The organism is Rahnella sp. AA, assembly GCF_002834385.1.
In the GTDB taxonomy this organism is placed as follows: Bacteria; Pseudomonadota; Gammaproteobacteria; order Enterobacterales; family Enterobacteriaceae; genus Rahnella.
Genome location: NZ_PITQ01000015.1, coordinates 58,487 through 82,212 on the forward strand (window position 1 = coordinate 58,487; position 23,726 = coordinate 82,212).

At 52.0% G+C, this 23,726-nt stretch carries 21 protein-coding genes; 12 read left to right on the forward strand and 9 right to left on the reverse strand.

Annotated elements, in window-relative coordinates; translation table 11 throughout:
- Positions 1-40: 40 nt before the first annotated feature.
- Complete coding sequence (fadE, locus tag CWS43_RS24650) at positions 41-2,509, forward strand: acyl-CoA dehydrogenase FadE (protein WP_101079793.1); 2,469 nt, start codon at positions 41-43, stop codon at positions 2,507-2,509.
- A gap of 199 nt (positions 2,510-2,708) precedes the next feature.
- Here fadE and CWS43_RS24655 read toward each other — a convergent pair whose 3' ends face one another.
- Both CWS43_RS24655 and CWS43_RS24660 read right to left on the reverse strand, forming a co-directional pair.
- Positions 2,709-4,112, reverse strand: coding sequence for a carbohydrate porin (locus tag CWS43_RS24655; protein ID WP_101079794.1), 1,404 nt, complete (start codon positions 4,110-4,112; stop codon positions 2,709-2,711).
- Positions 4,113-4,409: 297 nt separating this feature from the next.
- The gene (locus CWS43_RS24660) at positions 4,410-4,880 is read right to left on the reverse strand and encodes a DUF1456 family protein (protein ID WP_101079795.1); all 471 of its coding nucleotides are present in this window, start codon (positions 4,878-4,880) and stop codon (positions 4,410-4,412) included.
- A gap of 384 nt (positions 4,881-5,264) precedes the next feature.
- Between CWS43_RS24660 and CWS43_RS24665 the strand changes: the two genes are divergently transcribed.
- Genes CWS43_RS24665 through CWS43_RS24680 form a run of 4 tightly spaced genes read left to right on the forward strand, consistent with a single transcriptional unit; the run spans position 5,265 to position 10,679 of the window.
- Positions 5,265-6,554, forward strand: a complete 1,290-nt coding sequence (locus tag CWS43_RS24665; protein WP_101079796.1) for an MFS transporter — start codon at positions 5,265-5,267, stop codon at positions 6,552-6,554.
- Positions 6,555-6,604: 50 nt separating this feature from the next.
- Positions 6,605-7,363 (forward strand): oligogalacturonate-specific porin KdgM family protein, encoded by a 759-nt coding sequence (locus CWS43_RS24670; RefSeq protein WP_101079797.1) that lies wholly within the window; start codon positions 6,605-6,607, stop codon positions 7,361-7,363.
- A 54-nt stretch (positions 7,364-7,417) separates the two neighbouring features.
- Positions 7,418-8,638, forward strand: coding sequence for an alginate lyase family protein (locus CWS43_RS24675; RefSeq protein WP_101079798.1), 1,221 nt, complete (start codon positions 7,418-7,420; stop codon positions 8,636-8,638).
- A 19-nt stretch (positions 8,639-8,657) separates the two neighbouring features.
- Positions 8,658-10,679, forward strand: coding sequence for a heparinase II/III family protein (locus tag CWS43_RS24680; protein ID WP_101079799.1), 2,022 nt, complete (start codon positions 8,658-8,660; stop codon positions 10,677-10,679).
- Between the two features lie 55 nt (positions 10,680-10,734).
- On the opposite strand, the gene mtnK is transcribed toward CWS43_RS24680, so the two are convergent.
- Positions 10,735-11,934 carry an S-methyl-5-thioribose kinase gene (mtnK, locus tag CWS43_RS24685; protein WP_101079800.1) on the reverse strand — a complete coding sequence of 400 codons (1,200 nt, stop codon included), beginning with the start codon at positions 11,932-11,934 and terminating at the stop codon, positions 10,735-10,737.
- Between the two features lie 117 nt (positions 11,935-12,051).
- Here mtnK and mtnA point away from each other — a divergent pair, with 117 nt between their 5' ends.
- From mtnA to CWS43_RS24705, 4 genes are all read left to right on the forward strand, one after another.
- Positions 12,052-13,080, forward strand: a complete 1,029-nt coding sequence (gene mtnA / locus CWS43_RS24690) for an S-methyl-5-thioribose-1-phosphate isomerase (RefSeq protein WP_101079801.1) — start codon at positions 12,052-12,054, stop codon at positions 13,078-13,080.
- A 321-nt stretch (positions 13,081-13,401) separates the two neighbouring features.
- Complete coding sequence (locus tag CWS43_RS24695) at positions 13,402-14,079, forward strand: CsgG/HfaB family protein (RefSeq protein WP_101079802.1); 678 nt, start codon at positions 13,402-13,404, stop codon at positions 14,077-14,079.
- 15 nt (positions 14,080-14,094) lie between these two features.
- Entirely contained in the window at positions 14,095-14,472 is a 378-nt protein-coding gene (locus CWS43_RS24700) for a DUF4810 domain-containing protein (RefSeq protein ID WP_101079803.1), read from the forward strand.
- Complete coding sequence (locus CWS43_RS24705; RefSeq protein WP_101079804.1) at positions 14,469-15,134, forward strand: DUF799 domain-containing protein; 666 nt, start codon at positions 14,469-14,471, stop codon at positions 15,132-15,134. Before CWS43_RS24700 ends, CWS43_RS24705 begins: the two co-directional genes overlap by 4 nt.
- 65 nt (positions 15,135-15,199) lie before the next feature.
- Here the strand turns inward: CWS43_RS24705 and CWS43_RS24710 are convergent, their stop codons facing one another.
- The 4 genes from CWS43_RS24710 to CWS43_RS24725 form a co-directional block, all read right to left on the reverse strand.
- Positions 15,200-15,745, reverse strand: coding sequence for an acireductone dioxygenase (locus CWS43_RS24710; protein ID WP_101079805.1), 546 nt, complete (start codon positions 15,743-15,745; stop codon positions 15,200-15,202).
- Positions 15,746-15,756: 11 nt separating this feature from the next.
- Positions 15,757-16,443 carry an acireductone synthase gene (gene mtnC, locus CWS43_RS24715; protein ID WP_101079806.1) on the reverse strand — a complete coding sequence of 229 codons (687 nt, stop codon included), beginning with the start codon at positions 16,441-16,443 and terminating at the stop codon, positions 15,757-15,759.
- Positions 16,440-17,054, reverse strand: a complete 615-nt coding sequence (locus tag CWS43_RS24720) for a methylthioribulose 1-phosphate dehydratase (RefSeq protein WP_101079807.1) — start codon at positions 17,052-17,054, stop codon at positions 16,440-16,442. The genes mtnC and CWS43_RS24720 overlap by 4 nt, the downstream gene beginning before the upstream one ends.
- Positions 17,055-17,274: 220 nt before the next feature.
- Entirely contained in the window at positions 17,275-17,904 is a 630-nt protein-coding gene (locus CWS43_RS24725) for a hypothetical protein (protein WP_101079808.1), read from the reverse strand.
- 236 nt (positions 17,905-18,140) lie between these two features.
- On the opposite strand from CWS43_RS24725, the gene CWS43_RS24730 reads away from it, so the two are divergent.
- Together CWS43_RS24730 and CWS43_RS24735 are read left to right on the forward strand one after the other, a co-directional pair.
- On the forward strand, positions 18,141-19,301 hold the full coding sequence (locus CWS43_RS24730) for a pyridoxal phosphate-dependent aminotransferase (RefSeq protein WP_101079809.1): 1,161 nt from the start codon (positions 18,141-18,143) through the stop codon (positions 19,299-19,301).
- Positions 19,289-20,062, forward strand: a complete 774-nt coding sequence (locus CWS43_RS24735) for an amidohydrolase (RefSeq protein ID WP_101079810.1) — start codon at positions 19,289-19,291, stop codon at positions 20,060-20,062. The genes CWS43_RS24730 and CWS43_RS24735 overlap by 13 nt, the downstream gene beginning before the upstream one ends.
- 103 nt (positions 20,063-20,165) lie before the next feature.
- On the opposite strand, the gene CWS43_RS24740 is transcribed toward CWS43_RS24735, so the two are convergent.
- Both CWS43_RS24740 and CWS43_RS24745 read right to left on the reverse strand, forming a co-directional pair.
- A complete protein-coding gene (locus CWS43_RS24740) occupies positions 20,166-21,440 on the reverse strand; it encodes a nucleoside deaminase (protein WP_101079811.1) in 1,275 nt (424 codons plus the stop codon).
- A gap of 297 nt (positions 21,441-21,737) precedes the next feature.
- Positions 21,738-22,244 (reverse strand): DUF1993 family protein, encoded by a 507-nt coding sequence (locus tag CWS43_RS24745; RefSeq protein ID WP_101079812.1) that lies wholly within the window; start codon positions 22,242-22,244, stop codon positions 21,738-21,740.
- A 213-nt stretch (positions 22,245-22,457) separates the two neighbouring features.
- Here CWS43_RS24745 and CWS43_RS24750 point away from each other — a divergent pair, with 213 nt between their 5' ends.
- Positions 22,458-23,726 carry a gamma-glutamyl-gamma-aminobutyrate hydrolase family protein gene (locus CWS43_RS24750; RefSeq protein WP_101079813.1) on the forward strand — a complete coding sequence of 423 codons (1,269 nt, stop codon included), beginning with the start codon at positions 22,458-22,460 and terminating at the stop codon, positions 23,724-23,726.

Here is a 23,726-nt window from a genome sequence, read left to right on the forward strand (position 1 = left end):
CTACAACAGGTCAGACCTCCTACTACTCAGGAGCTTTACTATGATGGTTCTTAGCATTGTTGCATTTGTCGTGATCCTTGGTGCGTTGTTCTACCACAAGGTCAATCTTGCCTTTAGCAGCCTGATTTTACTGGCATTTACCGCTGCCATGGGCGCCATTCATCTGTGGACGCTGTGGCTGTTATTGCCGCTGGCGATCATCCTGCTGCCGTTCAATGTGCCCGCGCTGCGCCGCGCATTGTTCTCCGCGCCGGCACTTCGCACCTTCCGTAAAGTGATGCCCGCCATGTCACGCACGGAAAAAGAAGCGATTGAAGCCGGTACCACCTGGTGGGAAGGCGATCTGTTCGGCGGTAAGCCGGACTGGAAAAAATTGCAGGATTACCCTGAACAACACCTGACCGAAGAAGAGCAGCGCTTTATCGACGGCCCGGTGGAAGAAGCCTGCCGTATGGCGAACGACTTTGAGATCACACACGAACTGGCTGACTTGCCGCCGGAGCTGTGGGCGTATCTGAAAGAACACCGCTTCTTTGCGATGATCATTAAGAAAGAGTACGGCGGTCTGGAATTCTCCGCTTACGCTCAGGCCCGCGTGTTACAGAAACTGGCGGGTGTGTCCGGAATTCTGGCGATCACCGTCGGCGTGCCGAACTCCCTCGGCCCGGGCGAATTGCTGCAACATTACGGCACCGAAGAACAGAAAGACCATTATCTGCCGCGTCTGGCTGAAGGTCTGGAAATCCCATGTTTCGCCCTGACCAGCCCGGAAGCCGGGTCTGATGCGGGGGCGATCCCTGATTTCGGTATCGTCTGTAAAGGCCAGTGGCAGGGCAAAGAAGTGCTCGGCATGCGCCTGACCTGGAACAAGCGTTACATCACACTCGCACCTATTGCCACCGTGCTCGGCCTGGCGTTTAAACTGAAAGATCCGGATCATCTGCTCGGTAATGAAACGGATCTGGGCATTACCTGTGCGCTGATCCCAACGGACACCAAAGGTGTGGAAATCGGCCACCGCCACTTCCCGCTGAACGTGCCTTTCCAGAACGGCCCGACGCGCGGTAACGATATTTTCGTTCCGATCGATTACATCATCGGCGGCCCGAAAATGGCCGGTCAGGGCTGGCGTATGCTGGTGGAATGTCTGTCCGTGGGTCGCGGTATTACCCTGCCGTCGAACTCCACCGGCAGCCTGAAATCACTGGCGATGGCGACCGGCGCTTACGCGTACATTCGCCGTCAGTTCAAACTGCCGATCGGTAAAATGGAGGGCATTGAAGAACCGCTGGCACGTATTGCCGGTAACGCTTACGTGATGGACGCCGCCGCAACGCTCATCACCAACGGCATTATGCTCGGTGAAAAACCGGCGGTGCTGTCGGCGATTGTGAAATATCACTGTACCCACCGCGGTCAGCGCGCCGTGATGGACGCGATGGACATCACCGGCGGTAAAGGCATCATGCTCGGTAAAAGCAACTTCGTGGCACGTACCTATCAGGGCGCGCCGATTGCCATCACCGTGGAAGGAGCCAACATTCTGACCCGCAGCATGATCATCTTCGGGCAGGGTGCTATCCGTTGTCATCCTTACGTTCTGCGTGAAATGGCGGCGGCGGAGAAAAACGATCTGGACGATTTCGACCGTGCGCTGTTCGGGCATATCGGCCACGTCGGCAGCAACAAAGTGCGCAGCTTCTGGCTCGGTCTGACCAACGGCCGCACCAGCGATACGCCAGTTAACGATAAAACCGCGCGTTATTACCAGCACATTAACCGTCTGAGCGCTAACCTCGCGCTGCTGGCCGACGTATCGATGGGCGTACTGGGCGGCAGCCTGAAACGTCGCGAACGCATTTCCGCCCGTCTCGGCGATATCCTCAGTCAGATGTATCTGGCGACGGCGACCCTGAAACGCTTCGACGAAGAAGGTTGCAACGAAGCCGATTTACCGCTGGTTCACTGGGGCGTGCAGGATTGTCTGCATCAGGCCGAAGTGGCTATCGACGACCTGCTGCGTAACTTCCCGAATGCATTTGTGGCGGGCGTGATGCGTCTGGTGATTTTCCCGCTGGGTCGTTCACACACTGCACCGTCGGATCGTCTGGATCACGAACTGGCGCGCATTCTGCAAGTGCCTTCAGCCACACGCAGCCGCATTGGCCGCGGTCAGTATCTGACGCCAAGCGAGCACAACCCGGTCGGGCTGCTGGAAGAAGCGTTGCAGGATATTCTGGCCGCTGAGCCGGTGCATAAACGCCTGTGCGAAGCGATGGGTAAAAAACTGCCATTCACCCGCCTGGATATTCTGGCGCAAAAAGGTCTGGATGCCGGCCATCTGAGCGCCGACGATGCACGTATTCTCAGCCGTGCGGAAGAAAGCCGCCTGCGTTCTATTAACGTCGATGATTTTGAGCCGGACGAACTGGCTGCGAAAAAGCCGCAAGCGGAGGAAGAAAGCGTAAAAAAGGATGACGCCAAACCGCGCCATACCGAAGCGGCATAATCCTTAAAATTTACGGTTAAAAAAAGCCTGAGTGTTTACGCACTCAGGCTTTTTCTTTTCATATCCTTCCAGATTACCCTAAATAATTCGGGTCGCAGGAAGGCGGCAAGTAAACGCATCCCCCGGGAGCATAGATAACTATGTGACCGGGGTAAGTGCGCGCAGCCAACGCATCTGCGGCCTGAAGTATGAAGGGTAATCAGAAGTAATATTTGAATCTTACACGCCCGCCATACCGCTGGTCGCTGTCATTTTCGCTGCTGTAATGTTTATCCGCTTCCAGCATCGACACGTACGCACCCAGATAGACGTTGAAGTTTTTCATGTCCATCACATTCGGGATCAGATAGCTCGCGTGAATGGTATGAATATCGTAGCTTCCCGGTTCGCTGAACCAGTTATCCCCCGCGTTATCGTTATGCGTCGGGCGCAGGCCATTGGCATTAAATTCTTCGATACGGTTATGCGCGAAGATGTACCCCAGTTCGAAGTTTTTCCATAACGCATTGGCGCCTGCGGTGAAATCTTTCTCGTCCGATGCATCCATGTATGCCGTACTGAGATTCGCTACGATACCATTGTCCGGATCGGCTTTTTGCCCGTTCCACGTCATTGTCATGCCATAACCATTACGCTTTGACTGATCAATAGTTTCGCCCTGATCGTTCTTATAGCCGTAAGCATTGTTGACAATGTTGGTTTCCGCCGCCGCTGCTACCGAGAACACATCCCCTTTCCAGGCGATAATTGGGCGCAAATATGCGACGTTTTTATCCTGTTCCAGCTTATTGCCGTGATAGTTGCCGTCAGCAAACAGCGAAGTGCCGTCCTCAAGCAGAGTGTTCAGTTCGAAATACCAGTTGCCGAGGGTTTTGTTCAGCAGGATGTTACCGCCGCTGTCACTGCGCCCGCGACCTTCTTTCATCATGTACACATAGCCATAACCGTCGGCATACAAGTCATTGGCCGTGTTACCGGAGTATTCAATGAAAGTATCCTGATTAAGCGGGAACATATCGTAGGCCTCAAACCGGCCAACTTTTGCCATCCAGTTCTGTTCTTCACCGAAGAAGAACGCCGCATCATCCACGCCCATTGAACCGGTTAAATCTGCCGTCGGCTGTACGGAGAACCCGGAGAACTGCCCGTTATCATTACGGCGATACCCGTCAAGCCCGATCAGCAGTCGCCCGTTTACGTCCCAGCGCTCATTGCCACCGTTCCATTTATTATCATCGCCATTCCTGGCAGAAATTAATTGCCCGGTGCGGCTCGCACCGTCGATGTTAAATTCCACATCTCCATATAATTTCAAATTATCGAAACCATTCAGTGTCAATGGTTTGTTTTTAGAAATACCATCAGCTTTTACTTCTACCGGCGTGGCTTCTTTCACGCTGGCTATTTCCTGCTCACGTTTTACATCCTGTTTCTTTAACAGCTGGATTTGCTTTTCCGCCGTGTCTGCGCGCGCTTCGGCCTGTTGAAGACGCTGCTCAAGCTGTGCCATACGGGCTTCGAGGCTGGTTGCCGAGCCTGACGCCAGAGCAGAACCAGATACAGCGATCCCCACTAATAAAGCCAGTGTCTTAATCTTTCTCATAACTTAAGATGTCCTTCTCACCAGAAAATTAAACCTGCCGCTTTTAGCTTAAACGGCGTTGTTTTATTTTTATTAAAATAGTGCCCGGAGGTTTCATAATGAGAATTGAAGATAGATTCAGGCCGGATAAACTGTCAAAAATAAACTGGGGAAACGTGAAGTAAAACTGTAATAACGAAATTTCATCCTTACAAAACTAATAAACGTAAAACGGGATGCTTTTGTCAGAAGCATCCCGCTTATTATTCAGATTAAATATATTTCACAAAATATATTTATCTGGCGAATATTCAATTCTCAGCCTTTTTTAGGCCGTATTTTCGCCGTCAGGCCTTTGAGGAAATAGCGCAGAACCTGATCGCCACACGGACGATAGTTTTTGTGCCCTTCCTTACGGAAGAATGCGCTCAGTTCGCCTTCAGACACTTTGAAGTCCGCAGCAGTCAGCACGGCGATCATGTCTTCGGTTTTCAGCTCAAACGCCACGCGCAGCTTTTTCAGCATGATGTTGTTGGTCAGGCGCTTTTCCACTTCCGGTGCCGGGAAACGATCGTCCTTACCGCGTTTGAACGTAATCAGGCCGTTAAGGAAGTTCGCCATCACTTCGTCCGGCACTTCCATGTACCCTTCTTCATCTTCTTTTTTCAGGTAACGGGACATCACTTCAGGGCTGACTGGCGTACCGGTGGTTTTGAGGATCTCAATCAACTGGCCTTCGCTCAAATCCAGCATGTAGCGCACGCTGCGTAAGACATGGTTATGCATCATAATTCTGTATTCCTGTTAAAAGTAAACCGAGGAAATGCCACCGGGTTTACCCCTACGCACCTCGAAGGCGGGCATTATACAAGGCTGCGCGCGCGGGTCGCCTGTTAATTGTGGCAATTTTCGCAGTTTCTCACTTTTGAGGGAAAAAACAGCAGTTCCCCCACAATTTTTACTGTATGCGACCCGGCCTTCTGATTTTAGTTTAGCGCATACATATAAAATCCAAATAAAAATTAACCATTTATCACATTAATAGATCTAATTTATTTTGAGACAGCTCACATTACTTTATGTTGCCTAACCCTTTTAATAACACAATAATAAAACAACGTTTCATTTATATGAAATCAGTACTTCAAATAACCAATAAATGCAGGATGGCATATGAAAATCAAAGGACTACGGTGGTGGATAATAGCACTTGTCACACTGGGAACTATCACTAACTATTTATCACGCAGCGCACTGGGAGTTGCTGCACCGACATTAATTAAAGACCTTGGCATCAGCCAGCAGGAATATTCTTACATTGTCAGCGCATTTCAGGCAACGTATGCATTAGGCGCACCCGTTGTGGGCTACATTATCGATGTAATAGGTTTAAAAGTGGGTTTTGCTATTTTCGCTGTCGCCTGGTCTGTGTTTAATATGGCCCACGGTTTTGCGGGCTCATGGCAACCTCTTGCCTGGCTAAGGGGATTAATGGGCGTAGCGGAGTCAACGGCGAATCCGGGAGGAATGAAAGTAGTCGCCGAATGGTTTCCGGCGAAAGAACGCGGGATCGCCTGCGGATTATACAGCATGGGCACATCCCTCGGTGCGATGTTAGCGCCTCCTTTAGTGGTCTGGGCTATTATAGAATATAACTGGGAAATGTCCTTTGTCATTACCGGTGCCGTAGGGATTATCTGGGTTATTATGTGGCTGGTGTTCTATCAGTCGCCGGAAAAACATAAATCCATTACCCGGGAAGAAATTCAATATATTCATGATGGTCAGGAGATTGTTAATACTCAAACAACTAAGCCACGTCGTACACCTTTAAAAGAAATGCTGGGAAACCGCAATCTCTGGGGAATATCCCTGCCTCGTTTTATGGCCGATCCGGCCTGGGGAACATTGCATTACTGGATGCCGCTATATCTGGTCACTGTCCGTCATATGGATTTACATGATATTGCTATTTTTGCCTGGCTGCCTTTTCTGGCCTCCGACTTTGGCTGTATGTTTTCAGGTTTCATGTGCCGGGTATTAAACGCCCGTGGGGTTTCTATTATTAATTCCCGCCGCATCACATTTACCTTCGCTGCTATGCTGATGGTGTCGATGGCGGGCGTCGGGTTGGTCAGCAATGTTTACGTCGCCATTGCTCTGTTTTGCATCGCAGGCTTTGCACACCAGTGCCTTTCCATCACTGTCATCACCATGTCTGCGGATCTGTTCAACAAAAACGAGGTCGGCACGGTTACCGGTTTTGCGGCACTTTCCGGGGGGACGGGCAACTTCCTGTTCTCTCTTTTTCTCGGGGCGACGGTTGCGACAGTCGGCTATACCGCCTTCTTTGTCGGCCTGGGATTTTTTGATCTCATCGGTGCATTTTTCTTGTGGATACTGGTGCGTGATGCGGTAAAAACGCAGCCTGAAGATCCCCTGACCGGGCTCAGCAGTCATTAGTCAGATATAAAACTCTACAGTGATAAATTAAAAATAATAAGGACATTGATATGAATATCAAATCGCCACTGCGCATAGCCTGTGGTTTGGTTACCCTGTTGCCATTATTTAGCCACGCTGTCACTTTCGATGTGCGCGGAGGATATAAATCCGCCAGCCATATTTATGAATCCCGGTTTAAAGTCAGTCAGGGTTGGGAAAATGGCTGGTGGGCCAGTATGGAAACAGATAATAAGGATAATAAAAATAATGGTCGCGGGGCTAACGGCACAGATAAAAGTGACAGTTCACACTCACTGGGCGATATTACAACGGACTATAACGAGATCGAAACCAATTACACGTACAAATTAAATAAAAAATGGAGTTTACAACCCGGTGGCATCCTTCACTGGAGTACGAACGGAACACAAATTCGTCCTTATATTCGTCTGAATTATAAAATTAGCGACAATCTGAATTCAGGGTTGCGTTATCGTTATGACTATAACGACTATGAAACCAAAAATACCGACAATGAACTCCATCGCGACAGCGTAAATCGCCTGGATTTATACCTGGGTTACAAAATAAACGCCACCTGGAGCCTGAATTACCAGGGAACTATTTATCGTCACACCAGTGCGGATTATGAATATAAAAATGGCAAGTCCTGGTCTACCGAAAATGCTTTCACCGTCCGCTATAAATGGAATAACACTGTCAGTAACTATGCCGAATATGACTATCTGGATAAAACAGGCTATTACGATGGCGAAGGAAACAAAGCCGAATCCCGGTACCGTATCGGCATCACGTTCAATTTGTAATATCTGGCTACGGACGATGAATATCCCCCATTAATAAAGAGATGAGTAACATAAATGAATAAATTAAATGTGGTATTACGCACGCTCCCTGCGCTGCTTTTCATTTGCAGCGGATTAACCTCTGCTGCCCCTTCACGGTATTTTACTTATGATGCCGCAACACTGGCTCAGACCCGTTCGCGCGTTGCGGAGAAAAACAGCCCACTGTTGCCGGCGTATCAGGCATTGCTGACAGCCGCAGATAAAGCACTTCAGGAACCGGTGCTCAGTGTCGCCCAAAAAACGCTTTTGCCCGCCTCCGGGGATAAGCATGATTATTACAGTTTTGGCCCCTACTGGTGGCCAAACCCTGACACGGCCAGCCATCTGCCGTATATCCGTAAAGACGGTAAAACTAATCCTGACAGCAAAACTGACGCTACGGACAGCACGCGCTTAGTCCGTTTTGGCGATGATATGCGGGTGCTCGGGTTAGCCTATTATTTCTCCGGCAACAGAGCCTATGCGGTCAAAACGGCTGAAATGGCGCGAGCCTGGTTTATCAACCGCCAGACGCTGATGAACCCGAATATGGCTTATGCACAGGCGATTCCGGGTATCGTTGAGGGGCGCGGGATTGGCATTATCGACAGCCGTGTACTGATTGATGTGATGGACAGCATAGAACTTATCCGCCCGGCAGATACGTTAAGCGAGGCGGATTATCAGGCCATTAAACGCTGGTACGGCACATTTTCGCAGTGGCTGCTGACCAGCGATAACGGTTTCGAAGAAAGTAACTGGCACAATAACCACGGCGCATTTTATGACGCACAGGTCGTGGCTTTTTCGCTGTTCAGCGACCATCCGGATGTGGCAAAACAGCAAATGCGCGTTGCGATGCTGCGCCATCTGACCGCGCAAATTGACCGTCAGGGTTATCTGACGGCGGAAACTGAACGTACCCGTTCATGGCACTATACGCAATTTGCCCTGTCGGCATTTCAGCGTCTGGCGCGTTACGGAGAACTGACGGGCGTTGATTTGTGGAACTCAGCAATAGACGACCACAAGCTGGAACAGGCGCTGACGATACCGGCCCGGTTTATTGATAAACAAGCTGAATGGCCCTTCCCTGAACTAAAATTCGAACCTCAGGAAGCCCTGGGTAATCTGCTCGCGGCCACGCGCGCTTATCCGAAAAATGCCCTGTTTCGCGAAAAGGCACAACAAATGTCAGTGGCTTATCCTGATAACATCAATCTGCTAACCACCACTGCGCCGCTGGTGCGCTGATGACAAGGAAAGTCTTCTGATGAAGCAATTTAGCCAGAACGAAATGCAGGGAATACGCGAACGCTTACACAATTTTCAGCACGTTATCCACGCGCTTGAAAAAGAGAATGCCGTCGTCCTTGAACACCCGCTGATCGTTCAGAAAACCGCACTCGCCACCTGGAACCATTACTATTATTGCCCGCAACACGGCATGCGCCTGGAGTGGCGCTATGACTCCCCGAAATCTCACCGCTGCCCGGAAGACGGCCATCTGTTTCATGGCGAACCCTACGATGGCGCATGGTGGCGCTGGCTGAATGGTCTGAATGCGAAAGCCTGTCAGGAGCTGGGATTGCTCTGGCAACTGACCGGCGAACAGCGGTATCTGGAGAAAGTGAGCGAACTGCTGCTGACTTATGCCCGCTATTATCCGGATTATCAGGAACATGGCGGCATCCCCTGCAACGGCCCCGGGAAGGCGAATGCACAAACGCTTTGTGAGGCCAATTGCCATCTGCAATTAGCGCTGGGATATGATTTTATCCGCGATGCGCTTTCAGCTGAGCAGTGCGCGCTGATTGAAACCCGCCTGCTGCGCGAAGGGGCGGAGTTTCTGATGCACCATCGTCACGATCAGCTTCATAACCATGAGGTAAAAATCAGCGCTACCCTCGGTGTGATCGGAGCCATCATCGGCGAACCCCGTTATCTGAATTTCGCGGTCAACAGCCCTTACGGATTGCGCTATCAGCTTGAGCATGCCCTGTTGCCAGGCGGCTTATGGTTTGAAGGGTCGCTGCACTACCATTTTTACGCATTACAGGGTTTCTTTGCCTTTGAAAAACTGGCGAAAAACACCCCTTACAGCCTGATATCATTACCCTTCTACCGGCAAATGCTGACATTACCGCTGGCTTTGCTGATGCCGGACGGTGCCACGCCCAGGCTCAATGACTGCACCCCGGGGCAGGAAAAACTGACCCAAAGTGACCTTTACGAATTTGCTTACCAGTACGCCAGGGAGCCACTTTATGCCGAAGCCCTGCACATTATTTACCAGCATAAATCGCGGGAAAATCTCGATGCCTTGCTTTACGGCGTAAAACAATTGCCACCGGCACAAGGAAATCTGCCAGCGGTGACGCCTTTCCATGCTCCCGGCACAGGGTTAACTATCATGCGCAATGCCGCCAGCCAGCGGGCATTACTGGTGAAACACACGCCCTACGGCGGCGAACACGATCACTATGACCGGCTGGGGATCCTGCTGTTTGAGCGCGGCCATGAGATCTTCCCTGATTTGGGTACCACCGGTTATGGCGTGCCACTGCACGAGGGGTATTACAAAAACAGCGCCACGCACAATACGGTCTGCATCAGTCAGGCCAACCAGCCCCCCGCGACGCCACGGGTTTTGCAATGGCACGTCACGCCGAAGATGCAATATCTGGATGTCTGTGTGGACTGGTTAACCCCGGTCAGCATGCCCGACAGTTTTACGCAAATAAAATGGAACAGCGCGGCCTATCAGGATGTTTTCTATCGCCGCCGTTTACTGATGACGGGTGACCTCATTCTCGACGTCACGCAAATAACCAACCCGCACAGGCAGCAGGTTGACTGGACATTGCATGTGAATGCGAAAGCACTGAGCGCTTATCCGTCGGGCGGCGTGGATGCTTTTCCGGACGGGCCGCTGCAGCGGATGACGGATATCCGCACCCGGCCGCTGGCAGGCGTAATGCAACACCTTTTCGCCACGCAGGCCGGCGGGTTCTCCGTCTGGCTGTACGGTGAGGGCGATGTTTTTCAGGGAAAAGCACCGGGTAATCCGCCGTCACGATCCCTGAGCTACCTGATTGCCAGAAGCCACCAGCCGCAAATTTTACAGGCAGCGCTGTACGATTTATCGGATAAAAATCCGCTGGAGCGCGTGACGATAACCGATGACGGCCAGACGCTGAAAATCTCGGCCCTGAACAAACGGGAGAAAATTTCGATAAGCCTGTCTCTGGGGGAAGAAAACAGCGTGCCGGAAATCATCATCACGGCGAAGTAAAAGAGGCAAAAAAGCCGGTGCAGAAGCGCCGGCCTGCACTTTTTAAGGCGAAAATTCAGCTGAACTGACGGATCCGCGCAATGAAGGATTCCACATCACTGATTTGCGGTGCCGTCAGAATCAGCCATTTCCCCAGGCTCAGCGCATGGCGCTGGCAGTCAGCACGCATCGCAGCATCTTTGATGGAATCAAGATCGGCCACATGCGCCAGCCCGATGGTGCGACGGATTAATTCCGCGCCGCAATATCCGACGGCGTCATGCCAGACTTCCTGCAAGAAAACGTCAGCATATCCCGGCTCGGCCAGCGTCGGATCCTGTGATTTTTCACGCGCCAGTTGCAGGAAACGCTCAGAGAAACTCAGCCACAGTTCACGCACATCTTTCAGGCGCTGCTCACGACCATCCGCCGCTTCACGCACGCCCACCAGCCCCGGTAAACCGCAATAGTTCAGCAACAAATTACCGATAGCCGAACCCGGATCAAAACCGACAGGACCGTAATAACCAAACTCAGCATCAATGGCTTTCAGCTTACCTTCAGCCACAAAAATCGAACCGCTGTGGATATCACCGTGCAGCAATGCTTCGGCCTTACTCAGGAAACGGTGCTTAAGCGCCGCCACCGCCAGACGCAGCGGTTTATCGGCACGCAGCGCATCGACTTCAGGCTGCAACACCGGATCAAAATTATTACGTTCGTGATCAACGTACGGATCGGTAAAGAACAGATCTTCGGTGATCTGGCAAAGTTCAGGGTTGGTAAACCGTGAAACTTCGGCTTTTTTGATCTGCGCGTTCTGATAGAAATCGGACGTATGGAATAACGTCTGCGCCAGGTATTCGCCCAACTGGCTGGCGGCCTGCGGGAAATATTTCCCCTGCACCAGCTCGCTGCGCCAGATCTGATGATCTGACAAATCTTCCTGAACCATCACCGCCAGTCCGGCGTCGTGGTGTAACACTTTCACCGTATGTTGCGGACAATACTGACCGTGAATAATCAGGGTCTCGGCTTCGATACGCGCGCGGTCGAGCGTCAGCGGCCAGGATTCCCCCACGCAACGCACGTACGGCAAGGCCTGTTTCACGATCACCCGGCTGTTACCTGCGGTATCGCGGATTTTAAACACCAGATTCAGGTTCCCGTCACCGATTTCATCGGCGGTGACCAGAGATTGCGGATCTGCCACGCCACCGTATTTGCGGGCATATTCAACAGCATCTTCGGCGGTAAATGTGTAGTAGCGCGACATCCTGACCTCTCGAAATTTTCTTTTAGCCTTAAAAGTGTTTAGACGTCTATACATCCATAAAACATGTTGGCAGAATAAGTGAACAGATGCAACCGGGCAACAAGGATTTAACCAACAATGCAAAGCCTCACAACCACCAGTTTACGTATCCGAGAAAACCAACTGTGGATCCTCGATCAGCAGGCCCTGCCACAACGCGCTGACTGGCGCGAATGCCGGGATGTCAGCGAGCTGGTAGATCACATCCGTACCCTGCGTGTGCGCGGTGCGCCGCTGATTGGTTTATCCGCCAGCCTGCTACTGGCGTTGCTGGCTGAACAGGGCATGAAGCAGGATGAACTGGCGCATTCGCTGGACGTTCTTCGCGCCTCGCGCCCGACGGCGGTGAATCTGATGAATAATCTCGACCGCATGAAAATCGCGTTACAGCAGCCCGATTTCGTCACCGCGCTGACGGCTGAAGCACTGCGCCTGGTGGATGAAGACCGCGCGCTGTGCGAAAGCATTGCGACGCACGGCGCAAAGCTTGTGACGCCGGGCAGCCGTTTGCTGACCCACTGCAACACCGGCGGACTGGCGACAGCGGGCGTCGGCACGGCCATTGGCGTGATCCGCCGTGCGCATGAGCAGGGAAACGTCGAACAGGTTTGGGTCGATGAAACGCGCCCGTTATTGCAGGGTGGCCGGCTCACCGCGTGGGAGCTTGGCGAACTGGGGATTCCGTATCAGCTGATTTGCGACTCGATGGCCGCCAGCCTGATGGCGCAAAAACGCGTTGACGCTATCTGGGTCGGCGCTGACCGTATCGCCGCCAACGGCGATGTGGCCAACAAGATCGGCACTTACAGCCTGGCGGTTCTGGCAAAATATCACGGCGTGCCCTTCTACGTTGCTGCGCCACACACTACGCACGATCCGCATTGTCCGGACGGTGGCGCGATTCCCATCGAACAACGCGATGCCCGCGAAGTTACCGGCGTTTCCGGCAGCTTTGGTTCCGTCCAGTGGGCGCCTCTGGAGGCGAAGGTGTATAACCCGGCATTTGATGTGACACCTGCGGAGCTCATCAGCGGCTGGGTGCTGGATGTCGGCGTGGTGACACCCGCGCAGGTGCAGGACGGCATTTTCCTGCAACCTTTGCGTTAATTTTTCTTATTCATGGAACGGCACCCGATGAGGTGCCGTTTTTTTATACTATTGATAAGAAAAGCTCATAAATGTAAGGAAATCGAAAACCAATATCTGTTAGGATTATTCTTAGCCAAATTCAAATTTTCATTACCTGTCAGCGGGGAAGGTTATTTCCGACGAAACAGCTAATCAGATTTGGCAATTAAGTCATTTCACTGACCTTAAGTGAAATAGACAAAATTTAAGTAATCCTCCGTATTTAAGCCAAATTATCTTAATTTGGCACGGGCTGCTATTGCCCGTTAATAAAATATTTAATGGACAAGGAATAGTAACATGAGGAAATCAGTTTTCATTTTGTCGGCAATTATTGCTACAGGGGCATTGAGCGGATGTGCAACTGAATCATCGCACACCGTAGAAGTACAGAAAGTCGCTTCCTATAACACTCAATATAATGGCCCACGCAGCCCGATTTCTGTCGGGAAATTCGATAACCGTTCCAGCTATATGAGCGGTATTTTCTCTGATGGCGTTGACCGCCTGGGAAATCAATCGAAAACCATTCTGGTGACTGACCTGCAACAAACCGGCCGCTTTAATGTATTAGACCGCACCAATATGGCGGAAATTAAAGAAGAAGCTGGAATTAAAGGCCAGGCACAAACGCTGAAAGGCGCTAACTACGTGATCACCGGTGATGTCACTGAATTCGGTCGTAAAGAAGTTGGCGATAATCAGCTGTGGGGCATCCTCGGTCGCGGTAAGCAGCAGATTGCTTATGCAAAAGTGAACCTGAACGTCGTCAATGTGCAGACATCTGAAGTGGTTTATTCCTCTCAGGGTGCCGGCGAATATTCTCTGTCCAACCGCGAAATTATTGGTTTCGGCGGAACAGCCAGTTATGACTCCACGTTAAATGGCAAAGTGCTGGATTTAGCTATTCGTGAAGCAGTTAATAATCTGGTCAATGGAATCGAAAGTGGCGCATGGCGCCCGACGGCTAACCAATAATACGGATATTTTGAAATGACATTGAATAAAACCCAAAGAGCCTGCGTAAAAGGCGGCCTTATTACCCTGGCGTTATTATTAGCCGGCTGCGCAAAGCAAGATGATAAATTGTTATATAATTGGGATAAATACCAGACGACGGTATACCAATATTATCAGGGCGACAAAGTAGGTCCGGAACAACAAATCGCTTCCCTGAAAGAGTCGATTGAAAAATCCCGCGCCACCAATAAAGCCGTACCACCGGGCCTGCACGCGCAGCTGGGATTACTTTATGCCAACACGGGTCACACCGATCTGGCATTCCAGGAATTCAATACTGAGAAAAGTTTATTTCCTGAGTCAGCAACCTACATGGATTTCCTGCTGAAAAATAAAGGGAGTGTTAAATGAAACGTTTATTCCTGCTGATGAGTGTTGCGCTCACGCTGATTCTTACCGGTTGTGCGGCAAAAAAACCGGCTTACGATTACACCGCGTTTAAAGAGAGCAAACCGAAATCGATTCTGGTGCTGCCGCCGGTCAACCATTCGCCGGATGTGAACGCCAGCCACAGTATGCTTTCAGTCTCCACGCTGCCCCTCGCGGAAGATGGCTATTACGTTTTCCCGGTTGCCGTCGTGGAAGAAACTTTCAAGCAGAACGGCATGACGTCAGCGGAAGATATCCGTTCCGTCAGCGCAGCTAAGCTGCGTGAAATCTTCGGGGCTGATGCCGCGATGTACATCGATGTGACAAGCTACGGCAGCACCTACATGGTGCTCAACAGCGAAACGCGCGTTACCGCCAATGCCAAACTGGTCGATTTACGGACAGGGAAAGTATTGTGGACCGGCAGCGCCACCGCATCGGATAATGACCAGAACAATAACAGCAACAACAGTATCCTCGGCATGCTGATCACGGCGGCAGTGAAACAAATTTCCAGCACCGTCACTGACAAAGGCCATGATATTGCCGCAATGACCAGCTGGACTCTGTTCAACACGAATCCGACGGATGGCATGTTGTACGGCCCACGCTCACCAAATTATGGTAAGCAGGCAATGCGTTAAGACCCGTATTTCTGAAATAAATAAAGCCGCCCCGCAAGGGACGGCTTTCTGCAATACTGAAAAACTTACTCCCCCATTTTCGGGTAAGCATCCGCAATCTTATCGCCGGTAAAATGCGCCACCCAGCCTTCCGGGTTATCAAACACGCGAATCGCCGTAAACGAAGGAGATCCGCCCATATCAAACCAGTGGCGGGTATTCGCGGGGACGGAAATCAGATCGTTCTTCTCACACAGGATCTGGAAAATCTTGCCGTTTAGATGCAGGCAGAACAGCCCGGCGCCTTCCACGAAGAAACGTACTTCATCCTCACCGTGGGTATGCTCGGAGAGGAATTTGGTGCGCAGCACTTCACGCTGTTCATTGTCCGGACGCATGCTGATCACATCCCAGCTCTGATAGCCCTTCTCTTCCACCAGCCTGTCGATTTCATGCTGATAGGCGGCAATCACGTCCTGCGGCTGAGGGTTTTCACCTAAATCACGATCGGCCTGCCAGCGTTCGAAGCGCACGTCAATCTTGCCCAGTTCGGCGGCGATGGCCTCACCGTCACGGCTTTCCCAAACCGGCGCGGAAGGATCCTGGTCACTAAAAATCGTCAATGCACTCATGGTCAACCCTCTTATAAGAATGTTTCTAAGGCTATCTGATCAAAACGATTAACTTGCAGGTGGTCGCTGAGTTCGTCAGCGTCATCACGGATCAGCTGACAGGTGTGCCAGCCCGCTAAGCGTGCAGCGTCCAGTTCCTGACGGATGTCCGATAAAAACAATAAATCAGCGGGCGGTAAAATCAGCTGTTCGGCGATGTTCTGATAGGATTCTGTTTCACGCTTGGCGCCAACGCGGGTGTCGAAATATCCGCTGAACAGCAGCGTGAGGTCGCCCGCATCGCTGTAACCAAACAGCAGTTTTTGCGCGTCAACGGAACCGGAAGAATACACGCAAAGCTGCAAACCGTCGGCTTTCCAGGCTTCCAACTGCGGCGCGACGTCCGCGTACAAATGCCCGTGAAAATCTCCGTTTTCATAACCGGTACGCCAGATAATGCCCTGCAACACTTTCAGCGACGTCGATTTGACGTCGTTATCCATATAGGTAAAAAGCTGATCAGTCAGGGCCTCGACGCTGGCCTGCGGGCGGTCGATTTCGGCCCGCAATGCGTTCAGCGCAGCCGCCACTTCCGGCTCTTCGTGCTGATGACGCAGAAATTCGGCGAGACGCTGACGGGCATACGGGAATAACACCTGATGCACAAAACGGATATCCGTGGTGGTGCCTTCAATATCAGTGACGATGGCGCGGATCATTTGGCCTCCAGCAGGCGGCGTTGCAGTTCACACTGGAACAGAAATTCCAGCCCTTCCAGATGGCGGCGCGCTTCGGCCACATCCCTTCCCCAGCAGGTCAGACCGTGGCCGCGCAGCAGAAAACCATACTGCAGCGGCGCGTGCTCTGTGCTGGCAATAATCTTCTGCACCAGCGCGGAAATATCCTGGCTGTTGTCGAAAATCGGGATCACCACCTGATCAAGGTGCGTCGTCTGGCCGCTCAGCGATTTCTGCATTTCGTAACCTTCCAGCACCAGCACACCGCTGCGTTCCACACGGGACAAAACGGTCGAATTCACCGAATGGGTATGCAGCACCGCACCGGTTTCAGGATAGCGGTTATAAAGCATCGTGTGCAGGCCGGTTTCCGCCGACGGGCGGCGTCCGCTCGGCGCGAGGCCGCTTTCCAGCTCAACCAGCAGAAAATCATCTGCGGTGAGCGAGCCTTTGTCCTTCCCCGATTCGGTGATCAGACAATGTTTGTCGCCTTCACGGACCGACATATTCCCGCCTGTCGCCGGGCTCCAGCCCTTCTGACCAATCCAGTGACAGGCCGCCAGCAGCGCGCCCAGTTGCAAATTCTCTGTCATCGTAATCCTGAAAAATCGTGCGTTGAGGGCCTGAATCCGGCGTGAAAATTGCGATATATAAATAATTGATATGGCCTAGATTGAATTAGCATTTAGCCATCTAAGCGTCTCGATTGCCAAATATTAACATCGTGTATCGGGAAAATGAAAGGGCAAATAGCAGAACGCTTGGTCTTCTTATGGCGCTAACTTCTGGCCTAAAAAAACCTGCCGGAGCAGGTTATTTTGCAGGGAGTTCAAATTTAGAAATGATGGCCAGCCTTTGCTGGTAATGCTCAGGGTCTCCCCAAAGCCACTGTTCGTAACGCCCCACATCATCTTCTGATGCAATGTTATGTAATTCGCAACTGATCATGTCGTAAGCATAAACTTTAAGCCCGTAAATCAAGGCGTCATACATTCTGGCCTGCCAGAACGACATGCCATCGTGAGTCTGGTTCATGTCAGACACGATCACATCGTATTTTTCGAGCAGATAATTGAGGAAAATTAGCCCTGCAAGCTCGTGCAATTCTTTTCTGTGCTTAGGTTTCTGAGTGCGCCATACCAACACCTGCGTCACCGGGCGACAATTGAGGAAATGATCGGACTGAATCACAACGCGGTTGTAGTAAGCCACGTCCTCAGAAACATCATTGATTAACGCCAGTTCGAAATGGCGCTGAGTAATTTTTTCAGAAAGGCGATTATCAACGCGCACAATCCGGTAACCGGGAGATAGCGTCAAGCCGACAACATCAAGCTCCTGCCCACGTGCCAGCTCGGAATAGAGGGTGCTGTTATCTATGCCGTCGCTAAGATGAGCGAAGACTTCGTTAACTTTCACCGCATTTACCAATTTAACCGGCATATGACCCTCTGTAAGCGTTGAACAACTTCAGTTGTAAGGCGTTTAGTTTATATCTTAACCAGTTTTCAGGCAACGGATAGCGTTCGCAGAATGCCCGCAACCCGCTCTGCGCGCGCCGCTCCGCACCGTCATTCCGGTCATATCCTTATTCTTCATTGATTTAAACCCGGCTTTAACATCGTGTTATATTGTGAGCAACATCGCTATCTGCACCGGTCCAGGAGTATTGACCCGCCATGAGCACAGCAGCACTGATCCCCGAAAGTAAACTACCTGCATTAGGCACCACCATTTTTACTCAAATGAGTGCCCTGGCGCAGAAGCACAACGCCATTAATTTGTCTCAGGGTTTCCCTGATTTCGACGGCCCCGAATATCTGCGCAACCGTCTGGCGTATCACGTCAGCCAGGGCGCAAACCAGTACGCGCCGATGACCGGCACCGCGCCACTGCGCGAAGCGATTGCCGCGAAAACAGAACAGATTTACGGTTACACGCCGGACGCCAATACCGATATCACCATCACCGCCGGTGCCACAGAATCTCTGTACATCGCCATCACCACGCTGGTGTCGAAAGGCGACGAAGTGATTGCCTTTGACCCGAGCTACGATTGCTACGCGCCTGCGGTGGAACTGGCCGGTGGCGTGATGAAGCGCATTCAGCTTCAGCCGCCGGAATTCAAAGTGAACTGGGCGGAATTTGCCGACCAGATTACGGATCGGACCAGACTGGTCATCATCAACACACCGCACAATCCGTCGGCGACGGTCTGGAGCCACAGCGACGTTGAGCAGCTCTGGCAGGCTATCGCGGATAAGCACATTTTTGTGCTCAGTGATGAAGTGTACGAACACATTTGCTTTGCACCGGAAGGGCACGCCAGCGTGCTGCGCCATCCTGAACTGCGCCAGCGCGCCATCGCGGTGTCTTCTTTCGGCAAGACCTACCATATGACCGGCTGGCGTGTTGGTTACTGTGTCGCGCCGGCGATTATCAGCGCCGAGCTGCGCAAGGTTCACCAATATCTGACGTTTTCCATTACCACGCCGGTTCAGCTGGCGCTGGCGGATATGCTGCGTGAAGCGCCGGAGCACTGGCAGGAATTACCGGCATTTTATCAGGCCAAGCGTGACCGTCTGGCGCAAGGGCTGGCGAACAGCCGCCTGAAAGTGTTGCCGAGCCAGGGTACGTATTTCCTGCTGGTGGATTACAGCGAAGTCTCGGATCTGGACGATGTTGCATTCTGTCACTGGCTGACTGAACATGTGGGCGTCGCGGCCATTCCGATGTCAGTTTTCTGCGCCGCGCCCTTCCCACATAAACTGATCCGGCTGTGCTTTGCCAAACAGGAAGCCACGCTGGATGCTGCTGCGGAGCGCCTGTGTCAACTTTAAAACTGTCCGTATTGCAACAGCCGCTGGTATGGCTGGACGGCGAGGCCAACCTCGCGCATTTCGACGGTCTGCTGGGTTCACTGACCGGCCGCGACCTGATCATTCTGCCGGAAATGTTCACCACCGGCTTCGCCATGCAGGCACCGGGCAGCGCGCTGCCGCAATCCCGCGTGGTGGAATGGTTGCATCAGTGGGCCAAAAAACTCGGTGCAATGATTGGCGGCAGCGTGGCGCTGAGCACGACGGAAGGCGCGGTAAACCGTTTCCTGCTGGTCGAGCCGCAGGGCAAAGTGCATTCCTATGATAAACGTCATCTGTTCCGCATGGCGGGCGAACACAACTACTATGTGCCGGGAAACCGCCGGGTGGTTATCGAATGGCGCGGCTGGCGTATTCTGCCGCAAGTCTGTTACGACCTGCGTTTCCCGGTCTATTCGCGCAACAAGCAGGATTACGATCTGGCGCTGTACGTCGCCAACTGGCCTGCCCGCCGCAGTCATCACTGGCAGACCTTGCTTGCAGCCCGCGCGATTGAGAACCAGGCCTATGTGGCCGGTTGCAACCGTGTCGGAGATGATGATAACGGCCATCACTACACTGGCGACAGCCTGATCATCAACCCGCTGGGCGAAGAGCTGGCACGCGCCGAGCCAGGTTCAGCGATGATTATCGAGGCTGAATTGTCGCTCGAGGCGTTACAGGATTACCGCGAAGCCTTCCCGGCATGGCGCGATGCCGATACGTTCCTCCTGCACGATTAAAGAAAGCGGCAGCACATAAACATCAGAAAGCCCACCCGCTGTATTTGCAGCCGGTGGGCTTTTATTTATTGATGATTATTTACAGGTAGTTATTGAGTCGTCATTACGGTTGCGGCAAACCGGCAATCAGCGCGTTGATCAGATCAGAGTTCGTCACCTGCTGCGGATGAACCTGGATCTCCTGGCTGTACAACGGTGGCAGTGTCTGGCAATAGTCATCCAGATCGGCCTGCGCAATCGTCGGCACCCCATACTGGAATGAGTTCGGATTTTCCGGCGGCAACGCACCTTCCATGGTGGAACCGTAAGCACCGAGCTCAATCAGGCTGTGCGATGTCTTATCCGGACCATGCGCAAACACAAACGTGCCGTATTTAGGATGGCCAAGATAAGGCAGCACTTCATCGTCACTCAGGTTGCTTCGCAGGTTATAACGCAGCTGCGCATAATTACGGGTTACCAGCAAAAACGCCGTCTGAATCAGCGAGGCTTTTTCGTTACCCGGCAAACACATCAGCAGGTTGCCAAAGTAGTCAAGAAACGCCACGGCATTCCCTGTGCCGCCCTGCGCAATATCCTGATTTGCGGCCGCAATGAGATACGGCGCCAGTCCTTCATCCGGTTGCCCGAGGGATGGCGCGGTATAGCTGAGCGCGTCCGGATAAATGGCTTTTAACGCCGTCACGATCCGGCTATCAGACGGTAAATCTTTAATATTTCTGAGCTGATCCGGCGTTAAATCCGTGTTGATACTTTCCTTAACCTGCGTCAGCGTGGCATCGAAAGCCGTTTCGCACAGCGCCACCGTCTGATTATCCATAACGGCGTCGGTGAAGAAAGCTGGCACCGGCGCTGAACTGGCATCGCGGGTAAAACAGTTATTTCCATTAACCGCCGGGTAACTGAAAGTATTCTGTGCCACAACGGCCAGGCCATCTGCGAGCGTCGGGAAATCCGCCTTGGTATCCCAGTTAATACCGGAATATGTATCGAAAGCGGCAGAAATAACTTTAAATCCTCCGGTAATAATCGAACCGGTACACATGCAGCACGGATCCAGCGACGTCACAATCGTAATATCAGACGGCGGTGGCATATCGACACCCGCTTCAATCTGCGCATAATACCAGTCAATTAACTGACGTTCACCGTGAGCCGTCGGATCACTGGTTTTATTATCGACAACCACATTATTATTAATCGCATTCAGCACATTACCGCTGGCATCGAGCATAACGCCACCCACGCTGAACGTATTCTGACAATAGGCCACCAGCGCCTGTTCTGCCGCGGCTGTGGCCGCCGCTTCGACGGTCACATACGTTTCACCCGCTTTAACTGCCGTACCTTTTAATGAATTACAGTTGCAATTACACATATTAATTCCTTCCGTTAGATTACGTGTATTGATTAAGATTCAGTAATTCGCGAAGCGTTATTTTATAAACACGCCGAAATTAAAGAGACTGCATCGTGACAAAATAACCTGAATTAAAAAAACGGAAGGTGTTGTGCCAGCGATGGCACCGGGTTTATTTTATAAATCTGAAGTTATTTGGAGAGGAATTCATTTGGTTATAATTTTGGTGAATATATACTTCATAATACCGCCCTGAATTATATATTTCAGGGCGGGTATTTAATTAGCGATTCAGGTAATTAAATAAAATCGGACTTAAACCTGCCCGATAAAATCCGCTTTACCGATGTTCACGCCCAGATGGCGTAAAATGTTGTAGGCCGTCGTGACGTGGAAATAGAAGTTCGGCACGGCAAATACGGTAACGTAGCTGTGTGCAGTAAATTTCATTTCGTGATTTCTGCCTTTCACCACGATCTCACGGGATTCATCCCCTTCCAGTTGCTGCACATCCACGCTTTCGATAAAACGCAGAGTTTTGGCGATACGCTCCTGCAAATCAGCAAATGTTACTTCATTGTCTTCCATCGCAGGTGCGGCGATACCGGCCAGACGGGCAATCGCGCCTTTTGACATATCGCTGGTGATTTGCACCTGGCGTGCCAGCGGATACATGTCCTCAGCCAGACGGGTATTCAGCACTTCGTCTTCCGATTTTCCGTTTTCCTGCGCCCACACCGCGCCTTTTTCCAGTAACGCAGAAAGATTCTTTAAACCGCGTACAAATTGTGCCGCCGTACTGCCATAAAGAGATGCTGACATGATGCTTCCTTAGTGAATGGGGAGTTAGAACAACCGGCGCTACATTAGCGCGTTATGGTCTAAACAGTGTGGCGTTTCGTAGTAGTGATGTGTTACCAGACATCACTTTTGCGGGGCGTCACGCTCTTTTTGTCAAAGCTTGTAAACATCACCCTGCATGGATCAATTCTTGCATTAAATCCCCCCGCAAAAACATCTGACAGAGGATCCCTGATGACCATCACTTTTATTGCACACTCCACGCCCGAACCTGCGTTGTACGGCGCGATGGCAGCGATAGTTGCTGAATTGCGCGCTTTGCCGCTGTGTCACTTTCCCGTCAGTCATGATGCCCAACGTTATCCGAACGCCCGCCAGCACGTTACGGCACAAGGACACGTACTGACCAGCGGGCTGGTCTGGCTAGAGCGCCTGACCGGGCGCGGCGCGGGTGCGGAGTCCGGGCTTGAATCCCTGATTTATCGGGCACTTAAGGAAGATATCGTGGTACCGCTGCGCGAACCCTTATCCGCAGAACTGGCCGCCAAAATCACAGAACAAGGTATTGAAATTGAGTCACTCACCGTGGTGCGCAAACAGGATAAATTCCAGCTGGAAGACGGCGCAACCGGCAAAATTCGCAGCAACGGCTGGGGGCGTGATGGCTTTGGCCGCTGGGCGCTTGGTTCCGTTTCGCAACCGGTGATGCGCGCAGGAAAAACACTGCGCGTGGCGCTGGTGGGTGATTTTGCCGAACAGCGCGACAGCTACCCGGCGATGCTCGCTGCACTGGGAGACGCCGCCGATGCACTGGCAATGAACATTGATGTTATTTATGTGACACCTGCGTTACAGGGCAGCCAGCTTGACTGCACTTTGTTTGATACCGACGGCATCATTTTGCCGGGCGCCACGCTGGCCCAGAATGATTTTCAGGCCAGCCAGCTGGCGAGTGCCGCCTGGGCGCTGGAAAACCAGATACCGGTGCTGGGCATTAATCAGGGAATGCATCAGATGATAACGGCGCTGGGGCAGAGAGTACTTGGGCAGGAACGGGTCGTCATGCACGGGCCGTCAACGCTGGGTAGCCTGCAAACCGGCCTGCCACTCAGCGATCGCGCACAGCCTCGTCTGGGCAATCATCCGGTGATGACCCGTCACGGCAGCCTGCTGGCCAGTAAAATGGGCGAAGAATTTACGCTGCGTTATAACCAGCGCCGCTATCTGAACCCTCTTTTGCTGTCGGAGCTGGAAAACGCCGGGCTGAGTATCTCAGGTTATGACGAAAGCGGGGAACAGGCACAGGCTATAGAACTGGATAATCATCCATTCTTCCTGGGAGTTCAGGGACAACCTGAACTGATGTCACGCCGCGAGCGCCCGAATTCACTGCTGATGGCCTTCCTGCAACAGGTTCGCCAGAGCAACCGCGACCATGACGTCAGCCACGCGGCGCTGACCCAAAGTGTGCGGTTAAAACACCCGCATTTATCGATGGGGTAA